Genomic DNA, 23,788 nt, shown 5'->3' on the forward strand with positions numbered 1-23,788 from the left:
TTAGTATCTCTGATTCTTTAGAAAGTCCAGCTAACGGAGGCACTCAGCGAGATGCCGTCGCGGTACTGGTAGACGACGTTGTCGTGACCTGGGTCGTAGTCGCTAGAGGTGCCATGTCTCATGGTGTCTAGGATCTGATTATTGTCAGCGGCACGCTCGAAGTCGTCCACATGGTTGGTGTAGATGATATGCTTAGCGTTGAGTAGGTTAGAACCATTGACCTTGATGGTCACGCCATACTTGGGGAAGGTGTAGGAGAGCTGTGCATCGAACTGACTGAAGGGTGCCTCGTACTCCTGCTCGTAGGCTTGGTTCGTGTTGAGGACGAGCTTGCGTCCAGAGCGGTTCATGGTGAGATTGGCCCCAAAGGTCTCGCTCTCGTAGGAGAGACCCACATTGTACATATAGGGCACCTGACTGTACATCGGTCGGCGCTGTGTGACGGGCACCCAGTGCAGGATACCACGCTCGTCGGCACGTGAGACCATACCGGTGACGATGCTCTGGGTGAAGGTCGCATTAGCATTGAGGTAAAGGTGCTCGAGCCAGGAGCCTAGGGGAATGAAGCCAAAGTTCTTGCGAAGCTCTAGCTCGACGCCGTAGCTGTGCGCTTTGTCGCTATTCATCAGCATGTAGAAGCGGGCGAAGGAGGCGGTCTTCTGAGCGATGCGCTCGATAGGCTTGTCTAGGTAACGGTAGAAGCCACCGATGGAGATCACCTCGCCAGCGCCGGGGTACCACTCGACACGGAGGTCAGCACCGTCTACAGTCGTCGATATGACGCTCTGGTTAAAGATCTCCCCGCCGAGGAAGGGATCGTAGAAGCGGTAAGCTGTGCGCTCCATAAACTGTGGGCGTACCGTGTTGCGGCTGTAGCTCAGTCGTACGTTGAGGTCTTTGATCGGTGTGATCGTGAGATTGATCGACGGCATGATAGCCACCGGCTTCTCCTTGCGATCCTGCTCGACAATGTTTAGCTCGCCCATCGACATAGAGGGGTTGCTCAGCTCTTGGTAGAGGTAGTGCTCGACACGCAGCCCCCATACGAGGCGTAGTAGCTCGCTGTATCGGTCATCGAGCATAGCGTAGAGGGCATTCTGAATGACCCTCCCGTGGTACATACGTCCGTCACCTTGTAGTCGCTTGAGATCCCAGGCGAAGCCCCCGTCGCGCATGTTCTCCTCTTTGATGAGATCAGCGATCGTGCTGGTGGTGAAGTCAAAGCCTCGTGTGTTGAAGAGGTGCATCGAGAGTTCCCAAAACTCAAAGCGGTTCTCCTTGAAGGCGCCGTCGTACCCTGCCTTGAACTTGTGCGTCCAGTCATTGCCAAAGAGGTCGAAGGGTAGCTCCACATTGACCTGTCCGTTGAAGTCTCGCTCATGGTTGAGGTACCAAGCACGGGTTAGCGGGAAGAGCGTCCCCGACTGCACACCCACCTGATTGTAGAAGTGACGCGCTCCAGCCTCGTCTAGTCGGCTCACCTGCTGTGTGAAAGCGGCGTCCTTCTGATTGCGCTGTACGTAGGTGTGTGCTAGCGCCCAGTCGAGGCGGAGTGACTCGCCTAGCTGATGCTTACCGCTGAGCTTGTTTTGCAAAAGGTCTTGGAAGGTCGGGTAGTTGACCTGCTGTCGGTAAGGATTGCTCTCGGGGTTGGGGTCTTCGTCACTCAGACCGGTTAGCTCTGAGAGGTCGTTGTCATACTTATGAGTATAGGTGTTGCGCAGGCTGAGGCGATTAGTGCCCCGCTGCCAACCGATGTTGAGGACGCCCGCAAGGGTCGTGTTGTACTTGTAGTTAGCTCCGCTATTGCGTATGCCGGTATCGACAAAGCTCTCTTGTACCTTATTATATTGCTTGGCATTCATCCACTCGCCACGCTCTATGTGGTCGATGATGGTCTGCTGCTGCGTATTGCGATAGGTGAGCGAGGCGATCAAGCCGAGCCGATGGTTGCCGCTCTTGTTGAGGTCCCAGCTCTTGCCGAGAGAGACTTGATAGTTTTGCGCGAGCGGGGTCTTGCCCTCATGGATGGTGAAGTTGTCGGTGGTCAGTCGCTTGCTCTGCTCGAAGAGCTCGGGAACGGGATTGTACGGGTCGAAAGGTATCTCGTGGAGTCCCTTAGGGAGGGCGCGCCGACCGTCGTCATAGCCGAGCCAGTCCCACTGTCCTCTGATGCGGTACTTCTGTGTCTGGAAGGTGCTGAGCGAGTTGTAACTGGTGCCGGCACTGATGGAGATAAAGTCTTTCGTCGGAATGTCTCTCGTGGTGATCTGGATAAGACCGCCCGAGAAGTTGCCACTAACATCCGGCGTAGCCGTCTTGAGGACCGTCACATTGTCTATGAGCGAGGTAGGGATCAGGTCAAAGCCGAACGCCTTGGCATTGCTCTCCGTACTGGGTAGTGGGATGCCATCGAGCGAAGCTTCGTTCCAGCGCTCGCCCATACCCCGCACGGCGACATACTTATTGCTCATCGTGGTGACGCCCGTGACACGTTTGAGCGCCTCGCCGAGGTTCTTATCGGCCGTCTTACCGATCATCTCGCTCGATACGACCGTGGAGAGTTGAGGCATGCTTTGCTGTATCTTCATTGCACCCGCCGTATTGCTCGTCTTGTAGGAGCCAGTCACGACGACGGTGCCGAGGACATTGTCCGCTATGGCGAGATCAACCGAGAGGTTCGTCTCTTTTCCAGCGGTAATGTGTACCTCCTTGATCTGCTTGGTAGCGTAGCCCACGTAAGCGATCTCCACGGTATAGGTGCCAGGGTTCAGACGTAGAGAGTAGTTGCCATCGAAGTCGGTGACCTGTCCGCCGCCTGTCTCGATGATGCGCACGGTAGCTCCGATGAGCCCCTCGCCGTGCTCGTCGACGATGCGTCCCGTGAGGGTGCCTAGTCGTAGATCCGCCTCGCTGTGAGGGATAGGCTGCCCGTGAGGCTGAGCCATTAGTGCAGTGCCAGCGGTGAAGAGTGTCAAGAGGGCGAGTGTGTAGAAAAGCGCCTTGTGTAGCATACGAAGTGTGTCCTGTTTCAAATCTTACGCTGCAAAGGTAGCGCGGCGATGTTATCATACGGTTACTCGTTTGTTTCGTTTCGCTGACAAGGGAATATGTGGCGCAAGCTCGCCTTCGGAAAGAAGTGTCGCTAACTTGACAAAGTTTCCTCCGTATGAAACTCCAGTTTCACCAGGGTTGACGCATTATATATAATGATCTCATCGACCACTCTACTCCTCGCAGGTCGCTCATGTGTAGCTGTTGGCTGTTGGCTGTTAGCTAGTAGTGCTAGTGCTCTTGGCTGGGCAAATTCGACGCTGGCTCGTTGCAATAATTTAGAGTTGATTACATATCGGTACGGCGCAGTGTCGGGGAAAAGTGATTTCCACGTGGATATTTCGAAATCCCCACGTGGAGAATAAAAAATTCTTCGGAGGAATGAAATGAAACTTCGGAAGAATCAAATGAAACTTCGGAAGAAATAAATCACGCCCACGTGGAAAATAAAAAATATCCACGTGGAGATTTGAGATTCCCCACGTGGATATTCGAGAAAGGAGGGTGTCGGACGAATTTCCCCGTAAAGATATGTAAAGATGCTAGAGGTTAGAAATTAGAAGTTAGAGATTAGAGATCCGATCACTCTGATAGCTCCGATGGTTCCGATAGCTAACAGCTAACAGCTAACAGCCAATCCATGGGTGACACATTATATATAATGAGCGCATCTATGCCTCGCTTGTCGCTAATGGGTTGCTTCTGAAAAGACGATTATAATGCGTCAGCCCTGCTAGTTTCACCCAAGTGGTACTGATAGTTAGCTCATTTCTGTAGAGTGATCTACTCGCCCCCTCAAGAGACTGTTGCATAAAGGCGAATCGCTGTGTTGCTTTCGGGATTCGGCTTCGGTCACATACGGATGTATGCTCCCTTCAGACCTCACCCTCAGCGCCTTGCGCTTCATCCTTTCTGCAAAGTCTAGACAATCTTGCAAGCAAGATTGTGAGACTGTTGACTTTTGCAACAGCCTCCTCAAATAACTCTTACGGGATAGCAATAACCTACCATGAGGAGAGCACGATACGATCGGGCCGGAAAACGAAAAGAAGGAACGCACGCTCGGTGCATTCCTTCTAACCTATATATTATATGTGTCTGGGCTAGCTGGCGTAGATGGCGTCTAGTCGCTGGCGCAGCGTGTCGATGTCGACGTCGACGTCGATGACTCCGTTTTGTGCTAGAGAGATCTTGCCACGCTCCTCGCTGATGACGATGACGAGACAGTCTGTGGCCTGCGAGAGTCCTAGTGCACTGCGGTGACGTAGACCTAAGTCTTTAGAGAGATTGGGATCGTTGGAGACGGGGAGGATACAGCCAGCGGCTCGTATGTCGTTGTCGACGATGATCATGGCACCATCGTGGAGCGGGCTGTTTTTGAAGAATATGTTTTCGATCAGGCGGGCATTGACATCTGCTCTAAAGACCTCTCCCGTGTGGAGGTAGGCGGTGAGCTCCTGCTTGGCTTGGATAGCGATGAGGGCACCCACCTTCTTGCGCGCCATATTCATGCAGGCTAGGACGAGTGCTGCGACACAGCGCTGCTCCTCTTGGGCACTCTGATCATCCCCCTTGAAGATCTTCCGCAAGAAGCGCCACCTATTGGTACTCCCTAGCGTGATTAGGAAGCGTCTTATCTCCTCCTGAAAGATGATCACCAGGATGAGCATACCCGTGCCGACCAGCTCGTCTAGGATACCTCCCAAGAGGATCATGCCGGCCCACTTGGAGACGATGACCCACACGAGGATAAAGGTGAAGATACCTAAGATCAGCGCTCTCGAGGCGGTCGCTCTCAGTGTCCGATAGACATAGTAGAAGAGGAGTGCCGAGAGGATAATGTCAAAGAGGTCGACAAGCGTGAAGGATAACCAGTCTAGCGTCACAGTCCTAAGTCTCTAAGCGTGATAGTTAATGGATTTCTAGCGGTCTCTGCCAGTGGGTGTAGCTACTCGCCCCCGTAGCGTCGGGGAGATGCTTGCGGATCATGTCGGTCACCTTGATCGCCTCGACAGCGAGACGCACATCATGGGTGCGGATGATCTGTGCGATGCCCTCCATCAGAGCGTAAGTGTGTAGCACATTGGTCGCATCGCCTGAGTGCATGGCATCGGCTCCGATGACCGTCTGCACCATACGCTTGCGGGAGAAGCCAACCAGTACTGGCTCGGCAAACTCTTGCAGCGCCTCCCGCTGATGCGTGAGCAGGCGGTAGTGGTCGTCCATGCTTTTGCTAAAGCCATAGCCGGGGTCGAGGATTACATCCTTGACACCACAGTCGTGAAGCTCTTCGAGGCGACGACGGAAGTAGTCCGCCACGCACACCTCTACAGAGGGTTTGTAGTCCACTACCTGATGCATCCCCTCGACGTTGTGCTCTAGGTGCATCAGTATGTAGGCGACGCCCAGCTCCCCCACGGTGCTGTACATCTTCGCATCGGCCTGACCGCCAGATATGTCGTTGATGATCTCCACGCCATACTCCTCGACGCAGGCTTTCGCCACGTCAGCACGGTAAGTATCTACCGAGATAGGTAGGTCGGGCACCTCGGCACGGATGATCTCTAGTGCGTGGCGCAGTCGGCGTAGCTCCTCCTCGCCATCGACCAGTTCGCCTCCCGGACGTGTCGAGCAGGCGCCGATGTCGATGATCCGCCCTCCCTCCTGGACGATCTCGTGGGTGCGCTCAGCGATCGCCTCGGCGGTCTGCTTGCGACTACCCGCATAGAAGGAGTCTGGCGTCACATTGAGGATGCCCATCACGACAGGCTCCGACAGGTCAAAGGCGCGTCCCCCTAGGTTGAGTATGTAAGACATAAGCGTGTCAGGTCTTGTGGGTCGTTGTGATCGCTCCTCGTCACTTACTATATGGTAGTGGCGAGGAGCGGTTGCTTTTAGCGATTAAAGTTTAGCTTGGCGCATATCCTTTGACTCTGCCAGGGCTTTGTGGAAGGCGAAGGCTTTCTCCAGACAAACAGGTGTCTGTCCCTCCGAAGCCTGAGCCAGATAAGCACGTAGCAGTGGACGGTAGTCGGGATGGGCGCAGTTCTCTATGATGCGCTCAGCACGCTGTCGTGGAGAGAGCCCTCGGAGGTCGGCGATACCGTACTCAGTGATGAGTACCTTGACCGAGTGCTCGCTGTGATCCACGTGGCTCACCATCGGCACGATAGCGCTGATAGCGCCGCCCTTAGCGGTCGAGGGCGTGGTGAAGATAGAGATGTAACCATTGCGGGTGAAGTCGCCCGAGCCACCGATACCGTTCATCATCTTAGTGCCGAGGACGTGCGTTGAGTTGATGTTGCCATAGATGTCTGCCTCGAGAGCGGTATTCATCGTGATGACCCCGAGACGGCGCACGATGCCTGGGTTGTTGGAGTACTCCTCCGGGCGCAAGAGTAGCTTGTCCTTGAAGAAGTCCCAGTTCTGATAAATGTCTAGGATAACATCGCGACTGACCGAGAGCGAACAGCCTGAAGCAAACTTAACGCGACCCTCCTTCATCAGCCCAATGACGGCATCCTGGATTACCTCGGTGTAAACCTCAAAAGGTGGGATCTTAGGACTCTTGCCTACGGAGGCTAGGACCGCATTGGCGATATTGCCTACGCCACTCTGTAGCGGTAGGAACTCACGGGGGATGCGTCCCGTGCGGATCTCCTCCTCGAGGAACTTCGTGACATTGTCTCCAATTGCCTGCGTCACCTCATCGAGCGGCGCAAAGCCTCCGTCATCGTTTGGCTCGCTAGTCTTGACGACCGCTACGACCTTCTTCGGGTCGAGCTGTACGTAAGGCTTGCCGACACGATCAGAGGGCTTGTAGATAGGTAGCTCACGACGTGCGGGTGGGTCAAGAGGCTCAGCGATGTCGTGGAGTCCACGTATCTTGGCGGGGTGACGGTCATTGATCTCGACGATGATCCGGTCTGCGAGACGGCAGATGGTGGGTAGGATACCGACGCCCGTGGTGGGTACCAGCTGACCATCTTCCGTTAGCTCGGCAGCCTCGACGATAGCCACATCGATCTTGCCAAAGAAGCCAGCACGCATCTCCTGTGCTAGCTGCGAGAGGTGCATGTCGCAGTAAGCTACCTCACCGCTATTGATCTCAGCACGTAGGTCTTTGTTAGACTGATAGGGTGCTCTAAACTTGATCGCATGAGCACGTGCTAGGGCTCCGTCGAGGCGGTCGCCTGTCGATGCTCCCGTGAAGACGCTTATGCGGAAGGGCCTTCCTGCTGCGTGCTCCTCCTCGGCGTAATGAGCTATGGCTTGTGGCACTACCTTAGGGCAACCAGCAGGCGTAAAGCCACTGAAGCCTACCTGATCGCCATCGTGAACTAATCTCGCTGCCTCTTCGGCAGTCATGATTGGGTAAGACATACTATATATTGGGTTAAGTGTTGGTGCTATAAGAGCCCGCCACCGCCTCACTGCGGTAGCGTTTCTCAAAGGTACGGAAAAAAGAGATTAGACCTTAGAGGTTAGACCTTAGAGGTTAGAAGTTAGAGATTAGAGGTTAGAGAAACGAGTAACCCTTTGTAGGGGCGGACCTACGTGTCCGCCCGTCCCCGTTGAAGTGCTGTATGCCTTGTGGGCGGACACGCAGGTCCGCCCCTACAGCGGGTTACACGAACCAATAGCTAAATAAGTAGGGAAATTAGAGGTTAGAGATCAGAGGTTAGAGAAACGAGTAACCCTTTGTAGGGGCGGACCTACGTGTCCGCCCGTCCCCGTTGAAGTGCTGTATGCCTTGTGGGCGGACACGCAGGTCCGCCCCTACAGCGGGTTACACGAACCACTAGCTAAATAAGTAGAGAAATTAGAGGTTAGAGATTAGAGGTTAGAGAAACGAGTAACCCTTTGTAGGGGCGGACCTATGTGTCCGCCCGTCCCCGTTGAAGTGCTGTATGCCTTGTGGGCGGACACGCAAGTCCGCCCCTACAGCGGGTTACACGAACCAATAGCTAATAGCTAACAGCCAAAGGCCAACAGCCAAGGGCTAGAATTGAAAGTAGATAAAGGGTTGCACACCACTGCTCTGGAACTGGACGACGAGCAGCACGACGAGGGCGAAGAGGAGCGCCTGACCGACGAGCGGCATGCGACTGATGCTACGCTCGAGGGGACGGAAGGCGCGCTGCGGAACGAAGTGGGCTACGAAGCCTAGCACGATCAGCGTCACGACGAGCCAGTAGCCCTCGAGGAACTGCGGGATGATCTCGGGGTGGAACTCGTACCGTATCATTTCAAACATTTGTCCGATGCCCTCCATCGTTGGCATACGGAAGAAGATCCACGCGAAGCAGACGAAGTGGAAGGTGATGAACATGCCTAGGTAGCGTCTCAGCCGTCCCATAGAGGCTCCATCGGGGCGTGCCCACGGGCAGATCTGCATATAGAGCTTGTGCAGGGCAAGTGCGACGCCGTGCATACCACCCCAAAGGATGAAGCGCAGGCTGGCTCCGTGCCATAATCCGCCGAGGAGCATCGTGATCAGAAGGTTGAGATAAGTGCGCAGCCGACCACGACGACTTCCCCCGAGCGGTATGTAGAGGTAGTCTCGCAGCCAGGAGGAGAGGGAGATGTGCCAGCGTCGCCAGAACTCGGTGATGGTAGCGGAGCGGTAGGGAGAGTCGAAGTTGATATTAAAGCGAAAGCCGAGCCACAGGGCGATGCCGATAGCCATATCGGAGTAGCCGGAGAAGTCGCAGTAGATCTGGAGTGCGTAGCCGTAGATGGCCATAAGGTTTTCGAAGCCACTGTAAAGGGTAGGGGCATCGAAGACACGATCCACAAAGTTGAGCGAGATATAGTCGGAGATGATCGCTTTCTTGATGAGTCCCGAGAGGATCAGGAAGAGCCCCTCGCCAAACTCCTTTTTGGTGACCCATACGGGCTTGTAGATCTGCGGGATAAAGTCTTTGGCACGTACGATAGGCCCCGCGACGAGCTGAGGGAAGAAGGAGACGTAAAAGAGGTAGTCGACCCAGCGTCTCAGCGGACGTATCTCGCCTCGATAGATGTCGATGACGTAGCTGAGCGACTGGAAGGTGAAGAAGGAGATGCCAACGGGGAGAAAGATGTCGAGCGGACCTAGCTGTGTCGTGCTTACCTCGCCAAGCCCAACCAATCCGCCGATCCACTGCACGAGCGGGGTGAAGAGCTCGAGGAGGAAGTTGGTATACTTAAAGTATCCGAGCATGCCGAGGTTGAAGCAGAGGGAGAGCGTGAGCCAGCGGCGCTTGACCTTGCGCTCTGGTGTGGATGCTATGAGGTGGCCAATGATGAAGTCGACCGTGGCGGTCATGATGAGGATCGTAGCGTAGTAGCCACTGCTCTTGTAGTAGAAGAAGAGGGAGAAGCACACTACATAGATGATCCGTGCCAACGTGTGCCTACGCAGCAGGTAGTAGAGCGGCAGGAAGAGCAGGAAGAGGACGAGAAAGAGTCCACTATTGAAGAGCATTGGTGCGGAGCTATCGTAGGTGAGTAGCTCGGCAGCTCGTGAGAGATAGGGGGTGAGCATACGGAGGTTAGTCTTCGGAGGCTTGAGGGGTGACGTGGGGGGAGCGTTGGCACCACTGCTTATAGTCGTCTTGAAGGGCGGTAGCAATCGCCTCGCCTACCTTATTATAGCCAGTAGCGGTGAGGTGAACGCGATCGCCAGAGAGGATGCCACTAGAGAGTAACTGTGCAGCACCCGCCGCTCCACCGAAGTGGGCGAAGAGATCGATGTAGCCACACCCCAGCTCCCGAGCTTGCTGCTGTAATTCGTCGGCAATGAGCTGGCAGTTGGCATTAGCGCGGTAGGTGGTGCGGTAGACAGTGCGACGACGCCTACGCTTGCCACGACGACTTTTGTGAGCTGTGCGGATCTTCTGATAGTTGGCAAGAGGCGAGGTGAGGACGATGGCGCAGTCGGGATTGCTCGCTTGGAGCCTGCGTACCAGCCGAGCGACCTCCGCGCCAAAGTTGTTGCGATCGAACTGACGTGCGATCGACTCATTAGTGCCCAGCGAAAGGATGATCAGCCGAGGACTCAGGGTGGCAACGGAACTAGTGAAGCTTCCCTTGCTGTAAGTGTAGTAGGTAGCACCATTGTAGCCGATCGTGTGGACGAGTGCGCCACCGCTGCTACGCTCCAGGCTAGCGCCATACCAGACGGCCGAGGCAGGAGCGGTCACCTCTGCTGAGCTTACGTAACGACCCACGAGGAGCGTGTCGGTGACGATCTGCTCGGTGGTCAAAGTGTCGTGAGCAATAGCGATCTCGCAGGAGTTAATGCCAGACAAGGTGAAAGGTTGCGTTCCCCGCTGTCGGTAGATAACGATGCGGTCGAAGGTTTGCCCGCCACCACATTGCAAGGTGTAGGTGATGGCACCACTCGGCCTCGTCTGTAGCACCATACCCGTAGGACTCTCCCGATCGTAGTCTCTCTGGGTGATCTTAACGCCTGACGTGCCTGCTGAGGAGGCTCGTATCACCGTGTGGATAGGCGGATTGGTTCCCAACAAGCGAAAAGGACCTACCCAACCCATTCCACCGTTGCCCCAACGCTGTGTAAAGGATTGACGGATCGGCATGGTGAAGTGTCCTGCCTGTATGTGCGAGTCGCCCAAATGGATGATCGAGATAGTCTGCCCAGTCGCTTTCGCCTCGTCACAAGCGGACCAAAGTTTATCGAGGTAACCAGCGGGGGCTATGAGCTGTGCCATAAGCGTCTGCGCCATAAGGAGTAGGCTCCCTATGACGACACAACTGATCCGTATCAATCTGCTACTCCTCATCGCCGATCAGATCTGCTGTGAGTAACTTAGCGAGCTGCCGCCCACCCGCCATAGAGATGTGGGTGTAGTCTTTTGCCGCCCATCCTTTGTCCACAAAGCCTTTGATGCCGCCGAGCGAAGCCATCGCCTCATGCGTATTCCAAAAGAGGAGCCCGTAGCGCTGCGCCAAGCGGTGCTGTATGCGGAGCACACGAGCCACCCCATTGAGCGGGTGGATCTCACCCTCACGCAGTGTGGCGCGGTCGGAGAGCGACATGAGTAGGATCGTGGCGTGTGGGTAGAGCTGCTGGATATGTTCGATGCTCTTAGCCATGGCGGCGTAGTACCAGTCGTAGCTGTCGTTATTGTCCTGAGCACTTACCACATTAAGCCCATAGGAAAGGATGATCAGATCGTAGGGGCGGAAGCGTGAGAGTTGCATCGTCAGAGCTGAGGAGACAGCATTGAGTTTTATGCCAGAGGAGCCACGGAGACTGAAGTTGTCCACAGCGACGCCTGTTATACCGTCGAAGCATACGCCATAGAAGCGTGTGCCATCGCCTCCCTCGGTAGCAAGCTCAACCCGCTTGACGCCCCTCTGCGGCAGGGTGTACTCGGCCATAGCTCCGTGGCTAGCGGGTAGCTCGGCACGCTGATGCTCGCCACCATTGATGCCGTAGGTGATCGCCACCGGGATCGAGTCGCTCACGTAGTGAAGCGTCACACGGTCGGCGGCACTCTTTAGCTTATAGCTTGTGGAGGCGGTAGCGGTTGCTGTGGCAAAGGTCTCTGCCAGTGTAAAGAGGGAGCGAGACTTACTCTTATTGGCAGAAGTCTCCTGCCAAGCCCCCTCAAAGCGCTGCTGTATGCTCTGCCTAAAGCGAGCCACTGGCGAGGTGAGTGGTACGTAGCCCACGCCTTGACCGCCATAAGTCTGCTGGAGTGCCTGACGAAAGGGTTCTACCAATATGTCGCCCTCTATAAAGGAGTCACCGACGAAAGCGATACGTACCGCCCTCGAGCGCCCCTCCCGTAGTGCAGCACGTAGGCGGCGCAACGCACTCTGCCCCTCAGAGTAGTCTACTAGACGGCTGGAGAGCTCTAGCGGAGGAAGCGTGTCGATAGCTACTTGCGTACGACCGGTCGAATCTCCTATTGCGCCAGTGGAGCCCTCCAGAGCTTCTTTCGGATCAAGAGGGTTGTCAGATTCGTCTAGGGGTATGGAGAGCGTCTCCGACGATTGGTTTGCTGTCGTGTCAAGGAGGTCACTCAGCGGGTTGAATCCCTTGAAGTGGTAGCCCGCGATAGGGCCGACAGCGACGAGTAGCTCCGAGAGTCCATACGCTAGCAGACCGCCAACGAGGAGTAGCAAGAAGCTACGGTAGAGATGATTCTTTCTTTTCATGAGCTATGCGAGAGCCTACCTCGGGAGTCAATCAGTGCTTGGCGTCTCTTCTATCTTCCGCCTCTTTGCGTCGCGCCTCTTGGAGTAGCTTGTCCGCCTCGACGAGTTGATCGTAAAAGTGTGCCCCGAAGGCTGCTATCAGCGGTTCACGCACGAACTGGTAGACCTTGATGCCGAGCTTGCGGCCTCGCTCCACAGCCGCCTGACAGATGTCCCAGCGGTCGTAATGTAGGGACGAGAAGTACTTGAACTGACGCACACGGATAGGGTAGAGGCGACAACTGATCGGCTTCTCTAGCTGCACCTCGGGATGGGTCGAGGTATACCACTCGATAGCGCAGCGTACCCCTTCGGGCGGTGTGGGGTGAAGCGTGAAGGCGCAGTTCTCGCCGTTCACTATAGAGAGTACCCGCTCGCCAGTTATGTCCGTGTAGCTCACGCCCTGATGATGGATCAGCTCACACGCCTCGGGAGCTAGGTGCGGCTCAAGGAGCGAGAGATGACGCTGATAGCTACGGCACTCATGCTCTGTGGCAGGAGGGCCCGCATCGCCATGCACGCAGCAAGCTCCACGGCATACAGCGTAGTCGCAGGCGAAGCACTCCTCAAGGATCTCAAAGCTCACCACCTTGTCATCGATCTGTATCATAGCTCTGTGGGCGTTAAGGTTATCATCAAGGCTTTTCCCTCGCCCGGTGCTACCTGCATCGGGAGCGTCTCAGCGGGGAGCAGGAGCGCTTCGTGGGGAGCTAGTTGCCACTGCTCTGTGTCTTCACCGCTTAGTAGCAAGCTTCCAGAGATACCGACAAGGATCGCACAGCTCGTTCCATCGGTTGTGATGAGCTGAGATGAGTCTGGTGTGGCGATCACCTCGTGACAGACGAAGCGTGGCGTATCCAAGGGTAGGAGACGAGCGTCTAGCTTATGCGGCTCTAGTGTCGCACTGCGGAGTGCCTCCTCGATGTGTAGCGTTCGCTTGGTACCCTCGTCGTCTACTCGATCGTAGTCGTAGAGACGATAGGTCGTGTCGCTCGTGTCTTGCACCTCAATCAGCATCGAGCCAGCCCCTAGTGCGTGGATCGTACCAGCCGGTAGGGCGATAGCTTCTCCTGATCTCACAGGTTCCCAGTGCAGGTAGTGCATCAGATCACCACGCTCGATGGCGGAGCGCAAGGCATCGGCACTCATCGGCTCGGTCAGTCCGAGACAGATACGGCTCATCGGCTCCGTCTCTAGAAAGTACCAAATCTCATCTTTGCCCCCCTCCTCTGGCGATGGGTGTACCTGTACAGAGAGATCTGTCGCTGCGTCTAGCAGCTTGATCAATAAGGGGAAAGCTCCACCACATCGTGCTGTCTGTCCTGGTCCTAGTAGGCGATCGCCATAGCGAGATACCAAAGAGTCTAGCGGAGCTCCCTCGTAGTCGGCACCCTCTGTGAGGGTCTCCTGCCCTGCGAGGGCTGAGAGTAGCCACACCTCGCCAATCTGCTTGTCGCCTCCCGTAGGGGCAAGACGACCTCCACCCCATATCTTGTGATAGTATTGGGGCGTACAGCGTATCGGTGTGAGCTTACGAGACATATATAATAATAGGAGAGATGTGGCAATGGTTACTTCTCTTCGTCCTCAGACTGCTCTAGAGCACGACGCTCCTGCTCGGTGCGGTAGTTCCTATGCCATATCCAGGCGAGGAGTGCGATTACCACAAGCGTGCCGATACTGGAGCCGACACGTATCCAGTCAAAGGGGGCACGCTGTAGGATCCAGACCCACACGTTGAGGGCTATCCACCAGATGAGGAGGAAGTAAAGCTTGAGGCGATCTCTGCGAGACATGGCTAAGCCTTCTTCTCCGGTGGCACCTGACGTACGTAGTGTGCCATCTCGTGGGGGATGATCATCGATAGCTCCATAAAGCCAGCGTACTCGCCATTTTCGTACCACGGGATCTGGTAGATGAGCTTCTTCTTGTCGCCCTTTGTGATGGTGTAGACATGCTTCGTCTGGTGCGCCATCATGTCAGCGAGTAGCGAGCGTGCCGGCTCTGGGTGGCAGTCGAGGACATTCTTGCCGATCAAGCTTTGCCCTGGCTTAAGATTGACCTGACGCGACTGCTCGTTCATCTCTATAATGCGCCCCTCACGGTCACAGATCGTGACCGCGACGTCGGCCTCTTCAAAGAATGGTATCATGTGATTGGGACTCTAATTAGTCGTGATGGTAAGGCTCTCCCCGCAGTATCGTGCAGGCTCGGTAGATCTGCTCGACGGCAAAGAGGCGCACCATCTCATGCGTCAGTGTCAAGCGACTGAGCGACCAAGCCTGCTGCCCGAAGTGCTGCTTAAACTCCGGCGTAAAGCCATAGGGCCCGCCCACCACCAGGAGTAGTCGCTTAGCACCGCTATTCATATAGCGCTGCAACTGCTCTGCCCACTGACGGCTCGTGTACTCCTTGCCCCGCTCATCGAGCAGAACCACCAGATCACTTGGTGTGATCACGGAGGCAATAGCCTCGCAGGTCGCCTGTTGCTGATTTGCTATGGAGGCTTGCTGCTTGCGCCGCTTAGGGTCGGGCAAGACCTCTATGTCGAAAGGTATATACCCACCGATGCGCTGCCGATACTCCTCGATGAGGCGGTGTAGCTCTGGCGAAGAGGTCTCACCCACTACGAGGAGTGTCGTGCGCATACGATGCAGAGATAGTGCTTAGAAAGGTAGGTCGTCAGCGTTGTCACCAGCGGCTGGGTCAAAAGAGCCACCAAACTGGTTTTGCGCCCCAGCCTCAGGAGCTTGCGAAGCGAAGCCCGTGCTAGGAGCTGATGCTGCACCGCCCTCTACGTAGGGAGCTTTGCCTGCAAAGGGATCAGCCTCAGGCGCAGCAGCTGCTGTTTGGTCTACCTTGGAGACGCTGTAAGCGGTCACGTCTGTGTACCAGCGCTCCATATACTCACGGCTCTCTACATCAAAGCGCACCTCGACGAAGTCACCCTCAGTGAGTGCATACTCGTCGATGCGATTATTCCAAATGTTGAAGCAGATGGTACGTGGGTACTGTGAGTCGGTCTCTATGACAAAAGAACCCCTGCGCCAAGCGTTGCCTGACTTGCTGACACCCTCCTGTACAGGGAGAACGCGTATGACGGTGCCTCTTGCGATAAGTGGGTTGGGACGGTTATTATTGCTGTCCATATCTAGTCTATAAGTGGTTAGTTATTAGTCGATAGTTGTTTGTGAATAGTTATCGGAGTGTCGGAGCAAATCCAATGATCTCTCTGACCTCCTCGATGGTCTTGCGAGCACTCTCACGCGCCTTCATAGCACCCTCGGTAGCTACTCGGTGTAGCTGCTCCTTGTCGCTAGAGAGCTCTAGGATGCGCTCACGGATGGGTGCTGTCGCAGTAAGCAGGTCAGCTGCTAGTTGCTTCTTCAGATCGCCGTAGCGTATGGAGCAGTCCGCATAGGACTGGCGAAAGTGTGCTACCGTCTCAGGCGCAGAGACCAGATCCATAATGGTGAAAAGGTTCTCCACCGGCTCCGAGGGCTTGCTATTTGGCTCCGTAGGACCAGCATCCGTGACAGCGCGCATCACCTTCTTCGTGATCGCCTTGTCATCTTCGTAGAGATAGATTGCGTTGCCCTCACTCTTGCCCATCTTGCCGGAGCCGTCGAGCCCCGGCACCTTGATTGGCTTAGACATAGCGGTCCACGAGGCAGGCTCTGTGAAGTACTCCACGCCGTAGATCGTATTAAAGCGACGAGCGAAGCGACGCGCCATCTCCATGTTTTGCTCTTGATCCTTGCCCACAGGCACCTTGACGGCACGTTGCAGCAAGATGTCGGCCGCCATGAGCGTCGGGTAGGTGAGCAGACCAGCATTGACATTGTCCGGTTGCTTACGCGCCTTCTCCTTAAAAGTGGTGGTGCGCTGTAGTTCGCCTAGATAGGCGTTCATATTCAGGTAAAGGTATAGCTCCAGCACCTCAGGTACATCGCTCTGACGGTAGAGGACCACCTTGTTTGGGTCGAGTCCACAAGCCAGGTACTCCGCGAGGATCGTGTCTGTATCCTGCACGATGTCTCCCGGGTGTGGGTGCGTGGTCAGCGAGTGCCAGTCAGCGATAAAGAAGTAGCAATCATACTGCTCCTGCATCTCTAGGAAGCTACGCATAGCTCCGTAGTAGTTGCCTATATGTAGATGACCGGTAGGTCGGATACCGCTGACGACTCGTTCCATACTGTGAATGTACTCTCTATATTAATGTATAGTTATAGCGCAAAGGTAGTACTTTTTGCGCTCTTGGAGCAACTGCGTAGGATCGCAATGACAAATGCCTTCGCGTCACACCTTGCAGTGAGTGTGGGTGTTCAAGTCTTTGGAGACCGCCTAAATTGCTAAGTCTAAATGTCAGAATACTAATAACTGGGTATGAAAAAGCTCGTCGCGCCTAGCATCTTTGAGATACCTTTGGATGTTAAAATGAGGAGAGGACAACGATGATGGCTTTAGCATCAGTAGCTAGCTCCTCTCCCGCTAGATTCGTCTATATATAGTAAAAACAAGTTGATATGAAACGTACTCTTATCGCCCCGCTACTCACGCTCGGGCTACTGCTCTGGGGGCTGCTGGCTCTTCCCGCCAAGGGGATTGCACAGACTCCAGCAGATGCTGCTACCACAGCACTCAGGCAGTCTCAGGGCTGCTACATCAAGCTCACCACGGCACGCGCTGTCGGTGAAACCATTGACATGAAGCTCATAGCTGAAAATCCTAAGCTCAAAGACATAACCATCGAGGGTGTCAAGGAGGCCCCCCAGATCGGTAATAAGAAAGTGAAGTACACACTCTCCAGTCAGACTATCGTACTGAGAGGATCTATCAAGAGCTTTGACTGTGGCAAGAGTCAGATTACTAAGGTCGAGTTAATCCAGTGTCCTACGCTCGAGAGCTTCTTCCTCGGAGATAACCAAATTTCCGAGCTAGACTTCACCGCCTGTGTCAAGCTGACGAACTTCAATTGCTACAACAATCAGCTTACCGAGCTGGATCTCACTCCCCTCAAGAAGCTCAAATGGTTTAACTGCTACGGCAATAAGCTCACCAAGCTAGACTTAACCTCCTGTCCTGGAGTCTCAGCCATCCGCTGCCAAGACAACCAGATCTCCGAGATAATTATTCCTCAGGGCTCTCTCCTCTCTGCTATCGACTGCTCTAAGAATCAGCTCACCAAGCTAGACATGTCTCACTGCACCAAGCTCAGAACTCTCAATTGCAGTGACAACCTACTCACCGAGCTAGACCTCTCACAGAGTCCTGCACTGGACAATCTCGTCTGCTACAATAATAAGATACGAGGCAAAGCGATGACCCTGCTTATCAAGAGTCTCGCTGACCGCTCGCAGAAGAGTACCAAGGGCAAGTTTAAGGTGCACTTTAACCCTACCCAGCGACCTCAAGATGGCAATGTATGCCTTAAGAGTGACGTCGCTCTTGCGACCAGCAAGAACTGGGTCGTATCCTATGCTGATCAAGAGTTAAAAGATCCAGCCTACGAAGGCGAAGAAGCCCCGCTCAATGGCTCCATCACGCTCACTACGAGTCGCCAGATCGGGAGCAAGATAGGACTAATCATCGAGGCGCCTGGTGCTGTCCAGATGGCGGGAGTCAAAGAGACACCTGTGCTAGGTAAGTATCAGAACTACACCCTCACCAGCCAGCAGGTCACTATACAAGGAGAGATCACCAAGCTACAGTGTAGTAGTAACAACCTCTCGGCACTCCAGCTGACAGACTGCCCCACGCTACGGACGCTTGTCTGTTTCAATAATGAAGTCACAGCTCTCGACCTCTCGCATGCTCCTAGCCTTGACTCTTTGATCTGCTACATCAATAAGATTGAGTCGCTAGACTTCTCTCAGACTCCACAACTGCAACTCATAGATGTACAGCAAAATCAACTTGCCTCTATAGACTTAGCACCGCTCCAAAAGCTCAAGAAGATCAACTGCGCTAAGAACAAACTCAAAACTCTCAACCTTACCACCGCCAAGGCTCTAGAACGTCTAGACTGCTTTGACAATCAGCTCACGCAGCTCGAGCTACCACAGACGGCCACCCTTACCTGGGTCAACTGTGGAGGCAACCAGCTATCCTCACTAGACGTCTCTGCATGTACGGGACTGCAGACACTCTCTTGCTACAAAAATCAGATACGCAAGCAGGCCATGACTCAGCTCGTGCAGGCTCTCCCAGATCGTACAGGTATGGAGCCTGCGGGCATGTTTGGAGTACACTTTGATGAGACCAAGATAGACGAAGATGGCAATATATGCCTTCCCAGCGATGTAGCCATAGCTCGGGGCAAGAATTGGCTCGTGCGTGCTGTATCCTCTCAGACAGACTACTCTGGACTAGCTACGGGTGTCATCATGATTACCCCCAGTGAGGGCGTTGAGGAGATATCGCTGACCATCCAGGCTGTCGGCGATGTCACCATAGAAGGTGTCATAGAGGAGCCCACTGTCGGGGAGAAAGCGACCTACACGCTCCTAGACAAAGTTGTCACCATACGAGGTGACATCACCTCTCTCGGATGTAGTAGCTCCAAGCTACAAGAGCTGGACCTCATCAGCTGCCCTAATCTGACGCAGCTCTCCTGCTATAGCAACAACCTCGTATACCTCTCCCTCTACAAGTGTCCTAAACTCACCTCACTGAGCTGTCACACCAACAAGATAGAGAGACTAGAGCTCGTAGAGTGTTCCAGCCTCAGCTCACTCGACTGCTCTAGTAATCAAATCAAAGGCGAGGCTATGACTCAGCTCATGAAGAGCCTACCCGACCGCACGGGACTCAAGCAGGGTGAGATGACCCTCTACTTCTCTAGAGACGAGATAGACTTTGATGGCAATGTGTGCTACGATACGGACGTAGCTATTGCTAAGGCTAAGAACTGGAAGGTGGGCTTCACTATGTCCAAAGATGAGTACGAGGGCAAGGAGTCGCCCCAAGCCAAGCAAGCCACCATCACCCTCACCACCAGTCGCCCCATAGGTCAGAAGATCTCTCTAATGATCAAGGCTGAGGACGACTTCACCATCGAGGGGGTCGATGGAGTACCTTTTGATGGCTCCCATATCAAGTACACCCTCACCAGTCAGACCATTACCATACGTGGGCGCATCACACAGCTCGCTTGCTGGGGTAATGATCTCACAGCTATCTCACTAGAGAACTGCCAGGATCTGACGATACTAACCTGCTCATCCAATAAATTGACCACCCTAGATCTCTCGCACTGCCCTAAGTTATCACTCCTAGCCTGTGCTAGGAATCAAATCAAAGGCGAGGCCATGAAAGCTCTCGCTGAGAGTCTCCCTGATAGGAGCAATACACAGCCTGGCATCTGGCAGGTGCATAAGTCTCTAGATAAGATAGCCGAAGATGGCAACATCTGTCTCAAGAGCGACGTAGCCATTGCGACGCAACGGGGGTGGCGAGTCGTCCTCTCAGAGACCAACGAGGACTACCCTGGAGCTGATCCCAGCGCATCAACCTATACGGTAGACCTCAAGATCGGCACTGGCGGTACAGCCTCTATCACAGGCTACTCAGACCTAAAGGCAGTCCCCATGGGGACCACGCTTACAGTCGTTGCATCCCCAGATGAGGGATACAAGCTCGCGCAGATACTTGTCAATGAGGTAGACTGCACCGAGAGCAAGAGCTTTGTCGTCAAGCAAGCAACGATAGTCCAGGTGACCTTCCAGAAGGCAGATCGCATCGAGCGCGTCACAACGCCAGCTCTAGAGATTTACCCCAACCCTGTCACAGACTATCTACTCGTGCGAGGTGGGGCTAGCGAAGCTACAATACTCCTATACGATACTACGGGAGTGCTCGTCCTGACGGATCAGACCGACTGCCAAGGCTCCGCCACGCTAGCACTTGGCTCCATCCCTAGCGGGCTGTACATCCTAGTCGTAGGTGACCAGCCTATGTCCGTCCTAGTCGCCAGGTAGAGCAAGGCCAGACCTACGGCCTATCTATAAAGAAGGGAGACGCTCCAACGGTGGAGTGTCTCCCTTCTCATTGTGTATAGCAGTCGTGTTAAGTGACTCGGGTGGGATTCAAACCCACGACCTTCAGAACCGGAATCTGACGCTCTATTCAGCTAAGCTACCGAGCCTCGTCTTATCGCCACAAAGGTACGGAAAAAAGAGATTGGCTGTTAGCCTTTAGCCTTTGGCTGTTAGCTGTTGGCTAGAGGCACTAGGGCACTAGCACTCCGGTCGCTCTGATGGCTCCGATCGCTCCGACAGCTCCTATCAGGACTGGTGCATTACAATAATTTAGGTCTGACTACATATCAAAGCGGAGCTGTGTCAGGGAAAAGTGATTTCCACGTGGATATTTCGAAATCCCCACGTGGAGAATAAAAAATTCCTCCGAGGAATGAAATGAAACTTCGGAGGAATGAAATGAAACTTCGGAAGAAATGAATCACGCCCACGTGGAAAATAAAAAACATCCACGTGGAGATTTGAGATTTTCCACGTGGATGTTCGAGAAAGGAGGAAATCGGACGAATTTCCCCGTAAAGATATGTAAATAGAGATTAGAGGTTAGAAGTTAGAGATTAGAAGCTAGATGTCCGATTCATTCCGATAGCTCTGATTCACTCTAACCTCTAATTTCTAACCTCTAACCTCTAACCTCTAATTTAGTACCTTTGCGGTAGAGATTGTCGCGAGGGGTAGTAGCTTCCTCCACATTAGCACACAAGACTATGACACAGTTCAAGACGACACACCTATATGCCCTGCTGACCTTTATCCTTCTGGCATTGGTTATCACCCTGCTCTCGCCACATGATGAGGAGACCTTTCAGTACCAAGTGGTGGAGGGTAAGCCGTGGGTGGGTGAGGAGCTACTGGTGGCGCCTTTTACCTTCCCGATCTACAAGTCGGACGAGATGATACAGCGGGAGCGTGACAGCGTGCGCCAGACGATCTTGCCTTACTATCAGATTGACACGATCACGGGTAGTAAGATGCTACGCAAGTGGGATGAGGACTGGAGCAGCAAGTGGAGCCGTGAGGTGACGGACGATGCCTATTACTTCTACATCCGTGACTACCTCAGGGATCTCTATCGCAATGGAATCATAGAGGAGGAGATAGCCTCTAAGCTAAGGCAGGAGGACGTGCTGGAGGTTAAGCTACTAAGCGCCGATCAGGTGAGCCGTCTGACGCCTGCGACGCTCTTCTCAACGCCTATGGAGGCGTACCAGCAAGCTACTGAGAGACTACCTCAGGGGATGAGTAAGTCTATCGTCCGCAAGTTTGACCCCAGCAAGTATATCGAGGTCAATGTCTATCCTAACGAGGCTAAGACGCAACAGGTGATCGACGATGAACTGCGCAATCTCTCTAAGTCTATGGGAGTGGTCCAAAAGGGCGAGCGCATCATCGGTAAGGGCGAGATCGTGAGCCCTCATCAGTACGACATCCTACAGTCACTGCGTCGTGTCACGGAGGAGCAGCGAGAGGGCACCCTGCGGCAGGTGCTGCCGATGAGTGTGGGGACTTTTTTGATTATAACCTCGCTACTGCTGGGGCTGTGGTTCTTCCTCTTCTACTACCGACCGCAGATTGTCAAGGAGTACAAGAACACGCTCTTCCTCTCGCTACTGATCTTGATCTATGCGATCTTGACGATCATCTTTGCCCGCAATGAGCTGGGAGCGTGGGTCTATGCGATCCCGTTTGTGTCGGTAGCGATACTGGTGCGTACCTTCTTTGAGTCTCGTACGGCGATCTACGTCTTTCTCATCACGGTGCTGATCTGTGCGCTCTATGTCTCATTTCCGCTGGAGTTTGTCATCATACAGTTTGTCGCTGGTCTGGTGGCGGTCTTTAGCCTTCGATCTCTCTCCTCACGAGCGCAGATCATCCGTGCTACCTTCCTGATCTTCGTAATATACAATGTGATGACCTGTAGCTACTCGCTGATGACAGGGGGCACGCTGGGCAGCAATGACCTGAGCAATCTGCTATACTTCTCCTTTAACCTGATCTTCAACATGTTTAGCTACCTGCTCATCTACCTCATCGAGAGGACCTTCGGCTATGTGTCGAACATAACGCTTGTAGAGCTCAGTGACGTAAATCGTCCGCTACCACGGCAGCTCTCGGAGCAGGCTCCTGGTACCTTCCAGCACTCGATGCAGGTGGCACTCCTAGCGAGCGATGCGGCTACCGCTATCGGTGCAGATGCTCGCCTCGTACGTGCTGGCGCGCTATACCACGATATAGGCAAGATGCGCAATGCAGCATACTTTACGGAGAATCAGGGCGCGATCAATCCGCACAACCAGCTCTCTCCCACAGAGAGTGCGGAGGTCATCATCAAGCATGTGACCGATGGACTGGCTATGGCGCAAAAGCACAATCTCCCGCAGGCGATACAAGACTTTATCCGTATGCACCATGGACGAGGCATAACGAAGTACTTCTACAACCAGTATTGCAACGAGCATCCCGACGAAACGGTCGATGTGGATAAGTTTACCTATCCAGGACCCAATCCGAATACTAAGGAAACGGGTATCCTGATGATGGCGGACGCTATCGAGGCGAGCAGTCGCAGCCTCAAGGATCTCAGCAAGGAGACCCTCATAGCACATGTCAATAAGATCATTGACTCAATCGTCGCTGATGGACTGCTCAACGATACACCGCTGACCTTTAGGGATATCCAAACGATCAAGGATGTCTTTGCTGAGAAGCTCGCCACCATCTACCACTCACGTATTGCTTACCCAGAGCTCAAGCGATGACCCTCTACCTAGTAGGCTATATGAGTGCTGGCAAAAGCACCGTGGGGCGAGCTCTGGCGGAGTTGCTCGGCTATGAATTCGTAGATACGGACATCTACATCGAGAGTCGCTTCCGTCAGCGGGTGTCTGACCTCTTCCGGCTACATGGCGAGGAGTACTTTCGCCAGAAGGAGCGGATGATCCTAGAGGAGATCGCCGGACTCCCCGATGCGGTCATCGCCACGGGCGGGGGGCTGCCCATCTACCATGACAATATGGACCTCCTCCTAGAGAGTGGCACCGTGCTGTACCTACGTTATAGCAGTGAGGAGCTAGCTCAGCGCTTGGAGCTGACGAAGCGTACCCGCCCCTCCGTGGCGCACCTCACGGGAGAGGCGCTACGGCAACATGTCGAGGAAGCGATGCGTCTCCGTGAGCCGATCTACAGCCGTGCGCATCAGATCATCGACATGGAGGCTCTCGCCACTCGCGGCATCTCCTCAGAGGCGAAGATAGCACACTGGATCGCTCAGCAACTGCCCCCTGCCGAGTGAAGCTTACTTTCTAGACAAGTGGAGACTGTCGCAAAAAGGCGAATCGCGGTGTTGCTTTCGGAATTCGGCTTCGGTTACATACGGAGGTGTGCTCCCTTCAGACCTCACCCTCAGCGCCTTGCGCTTCATCCTTTCTGCAAAGTCTCATAAATGAGTTCATCGACCTCGCTATGGAGAAAGTTGCCCTCCC

17 protein-coding genes and 1 tRNA gene are annotated in these 23,788 nt (G+C 54.3%); 3 read left to right on the plus strand and 15 right to left on the minus strand.

Annotated features, from left to right (window positions below):
* Positions 1-17: 17 nt before the first annotated feature.
* From Q2J34_RS04155 to trpS, 14 genes are all read right to left on the minus strand, one after another.
* Entirely contained in the window at positions 18-3,035 is a 3,018-nt protein-coding gene (locus tag Q2J34_RS04155; RefSeq protein ID WP_300969352.1) for a TonB-dependent receptor, read from the minus strand.
* Between the two features lie 1,122 nt (positions 3,036-4,157).
* Entirely contained in the window at positions 4,158-4,940 is a 783-nt protein-coding gene (gene cdaA, locus Q2J34_RS04160) for a diadenylate cyclase CdaA (RefSeq protein WP_300969353.1), read from the minus strand.
* 25 nt (positions 4,941-4,965) lie between these two features.
* On the minus strand, positions 4,966-5,871 hold the full coding sequence (folP, locus tag Q2J34_RS04165; RefSeq protein ID WP_300969354.1) for a dihydropteroate synthase: 906 nt from the start codon (positions 5,869-5,871) through the stop codon (positions 4,966-4,968).
* 84 nt (positions 5,872-5,955) lie between these two features.
* Positions 5,956-7,437, minus strand: coding sequence for a butyryl-CoA:acetate CoA transferase (locus Q2J34_RS04170; protein ID WP_300969355.1), 1,482 nt, complete (start codon positions 7,435-7,437; stop codon positions 5,956-5,958).
* A 619-nt stretch (positions 7,438-8,056) separates the two neighbouring features.
* Positions 8,057-9,583 (minus strand): MBOAT family O-acyltransferase, encoded by a 1,527-nt coding sequence (locus tag Q2J34_RS04175; RefSeq protein WP_300969356.1) that lies wholly within the window; start codon positions 9,581-9,583, stop codon positions 8,057-8,059.
* Between the two features lie 7 nt (positions 9,584-9,590).
* Positions 9,591-10,787 carry a GDSL-type esterase/lipase family protein gene (locus Q2J34_RS04180; RefSeq protein WP_300969357.1) on the minus strand — a complete coding sequence of 399 codons (1,197 nt, stop codon included), beginning with the start codon at positions 10,785-10,787 and terminating at the stop codon, positions 9,591-9,593.
* A 46-nt stretch (positions 10,788-10,833) separates the two neighbouring features.
* Positions 10,834-12,228 (minus strand): SGNH/GDSL hydrolase family protein, encoded by a 1,395-nt coding sequence (locus Q2J34_RS04185; protein ID WP_300969358.1) that lies wholly within the window; start codon positions 12,226-12,228, stop codon positions 10,834-10,836.
* Positions 12,229-12,259: 31 nt separating this feature from the next.
* Complete coding sequence (locus tag Q2J34_RS04190) at positions 12,260-12,877, minus strand: DUF3109 family protein (protein WP_300969359.1); 618 nt, start codon at positions 12,875-12,877, stop codon at positions 12,260-12,262.
* Positions 12,874-13,809, minus strand: coding sequence for a type I phosphomannose isomerase catalytic subunit (locus Q2J34_RS04195; RefSeq protein ID WP_300969360.1), 936 nt, complete (start codon positions 13,807-13,809; stop codon positions 12,874-12,876). Before Q2J34_RS04195 ends, Q2J34_RS04190 begins: the two co-directional genes overlap by 4 nt.
* Before the next feature lie 29 nt (positions 13,810-13,838).
* Positions 13,839-14,063, minus strand: a complete 225-nt coding sequence (locus Q2J34_RS04200) for a hypothetical protein (RefSeq protein ID WP_298886043.1) — start codon at positions 14,061-14,063, stop codon at positions 13,839-13,841.
* Between the two features lie 2 nt (positions 14,064-14,065).
* Positions 14,066-14,419 (minus strand): PAS domain-containing protein, encoded by a 354-nt coding sequence (locus Q2J34_RS04205; protein ID WP_273475009.1) that lies wholly within the window; start codon positions 14,417-14,419, stop codon positions 14,066-14,068.
* Between the two features lie 16 nt (positions 14,420-14,435).
* Positions 14,436-14,915 (minus strand): 23S rRNA (pseudouridine(1915)-N(3))-methyltransferase RlmH, encoded by a 480-nt coding sequence (locus tag Q2J34_RS04210; protein WP_300969361.1) that lies wholly within the window; start codon positions 14,913-14,915, stop codon positions 14,436-14,438.
* A gap of 18 nt (positions 14,916-14,933) precedes the next feature.
* Entirely contained in the window at positions 14,934-15,416 is a 483-nt protein-coding gene (locus tag Q2J34_RS04215) for a DUF3127 domain-containing protein (RefSeq protein WP_300969362.1), read from the minus strand.
* A 49-nt stretch (positions 15,417-15,465) separates the two neighbouring features.
* Entirely contained in the window at positions 15,466-16,461 is a 996-nt protein-coding gene (trpS, locus tag Q2J34_RS04220) for a tryptophan--tRNA ligase (protein WP_300969363.1), read from the minus strand.
* A gap of 332 nt (positions 16,462-16,793) precedes the next feature.
* On the opposite strand from trpS, the gene Q2J34_RS04225 reads away from it, so the two are divergent.
* Positions 16,794-20,246, plus strand: coding sequence for a T9SS type A sorting domain-containing protein (locus tag Q2J34_RS04225; protein WP_300969364.1), 3,453 nt, complete (start codon positions 16,794-16,796; stop codon positions 20,244-20,246).
* A gap of 93 nt (positions 20,247-20,339) precedes the next feature.
* Here Q2J34_RS04225 and Q2J34_RS04230 read toward each other — a convergent pair.
* Positions 20,340-20,413 (minus strand) — tRNA-Arg (locus Q2J34_RS04230).
* A gap of 600 nt (positions 20,414-21,013) precedes the next feature.
* On the opposite strand from Q2J34_RS04230, the gene Q2J34_RS04235 reads away from it, so the two are divergent.
* A complete protein-coding gene (locus Q2J34_RS04235; RefSeq protein WP_298886033.1) occupies positions 21,014-23,065 on the plus strand; it encodes an HD family phosphohydrolase in 2,052 nt (683 codons plus the stop codon).
* A complete protein-coding gene (locus Q2J34_RS04240) occupies positions 23,062-23,598 on the plus strand; it encodes a shikimate kinase (RefSeq protein ID WP_298886031.1) in 537 nt (178 codons plus the stop codon). Before Q2J34_RS04235 ends, Q2J34_RS04240 begins: the two co-directional genes overlap by 4 nt.
* The last annotated feature ends 190 nt before the right edge of the window (positions 23,599-23,788 follow it).

The sequence above is a fragment of the Porphyromonas vaginalis genome, assembly GCF_958301595.1.
Taxonomy (GTDB): domain Bacteria; phylum Bacteroidota; class Bacteroidia; order Bacteroidales; family Porphyromonadaceae; genus Porphyromonas; species Porphyromonas vaginalis.

What these genes read in the sequence shown, in the direction of transcription:
- Q2J34_RS04225 (WP_300969364.1), top strand. Translation starts at nt 16,794, where the DNA reads ATGAAACGTACTCTTATCGCCCCGCTACTCACGCTCGGGCTACTGCTC.
- Q2J34_RS04185 (WP_300969358.1), bottom strand. Translation starts at nt 12,228, where the DNA reads ATGAAAAGAAAGAATCATCTCTACCGTAGCTTCTTGCTACTCCTCGTT.
- Q2J34_RS04195 (WP_300969360.1), bottom strand. Translation starts at nt 13,809, where the DNA reads ATGTCTCGTAAGCTCACACCGATACGCTGTACGCCCCAATACTATCAC.
- Q2J34_RS04210 (WP_300969361.1), bottom strand. Translation starts at nt 14,915, where the DNA reads ATGCGCACGACACTCCTCGTAGTGGGTGAGACCTCTTCGCCAGAGCTA.
- Q2J34_RS04205 (WP_273475009.1), bottom strand. Translation starts at nt 14,419, where the DNA reads ATGATACCATTCTTTGAAGAGGCCGACGTCGCGGTCACGATCTGTGAC.
- Q2J34_RS04215 (WP_300969362.1), bottom strand. Translation starts at nt 15,416, where the DNA reads ATGGACAGCAATAATAACCGTCCCAACCCACTTATCGCAAGAGGCACC.
- trpS (WP_300969363.1), bottom strand. Translation starts at nt 16,461, where the DNA reads ATGGAACGAGTCGTCAGCGGTATCCGACCTACCGGTCATCTACATATA.
- Q2J34_RS04175 (WP_300969356.1), bottom strand. Translation starts at nt 9,583, where the DNA reads ATGCTCACCCCCTATCTCTCACGAGCTGCCGAGCTACTCACCTACGAT.
- Q2J34_RS04200 (WP_298886043.1), bottom strand. Translation starts at nt 14,063, where the DNA reads ATGTCTCGCAGAGATCGCCTCAAGCTTTACTTCCTCCTCATCTGGTGG.
- Q2J34_RS04235 (WP_298886033.1), top strand. Translation starts at nt 21,014, where the DNA reads ATGACACAGTTCAAGACGACACACCTATATGCCCTGCTGACCTTTATC.
- Q2J34_RS04170 (WP_300969355.1), bottom strand. Translation starts at nt 7,437, where the DNA reads ATGTCTTACCCAATCATGACTGCCGAAGAGGCAGCGAGATTAGTTCAC.
- Q2J34_RS04190 (WP_300969359.1), bottom strand. Translation starts at nt 12,877, where the DNA reads ATGATACAGATCGATGACAAGGTGGTGAGCTTTGAGATCCTTGAGGAG.
- Q2J34_RS04180 (WP_300969357.1), bottom strand. Translation starts at nt 10,787, where the DNA reads ATGGCGCAGACGCTTATGGCACAGCTCATAGCCCCCGCTGGTTACCTC.
- Q2J34_RS04240 (WP_298886031.1), top strand. Translation starts at nt 23,062, where the DNA reads ATGACCCTCTACCTAGTAGGCTATATGAGTGCTGGCAAAAGCACCGTG.
- folP (WP_300969354.1), bottom strand. Translation starts at nt 5,871, where the DNA reads ATGTCTTACATACTCAACCTAGGGGGACGCGCCTTTGACCTGTCGGAG.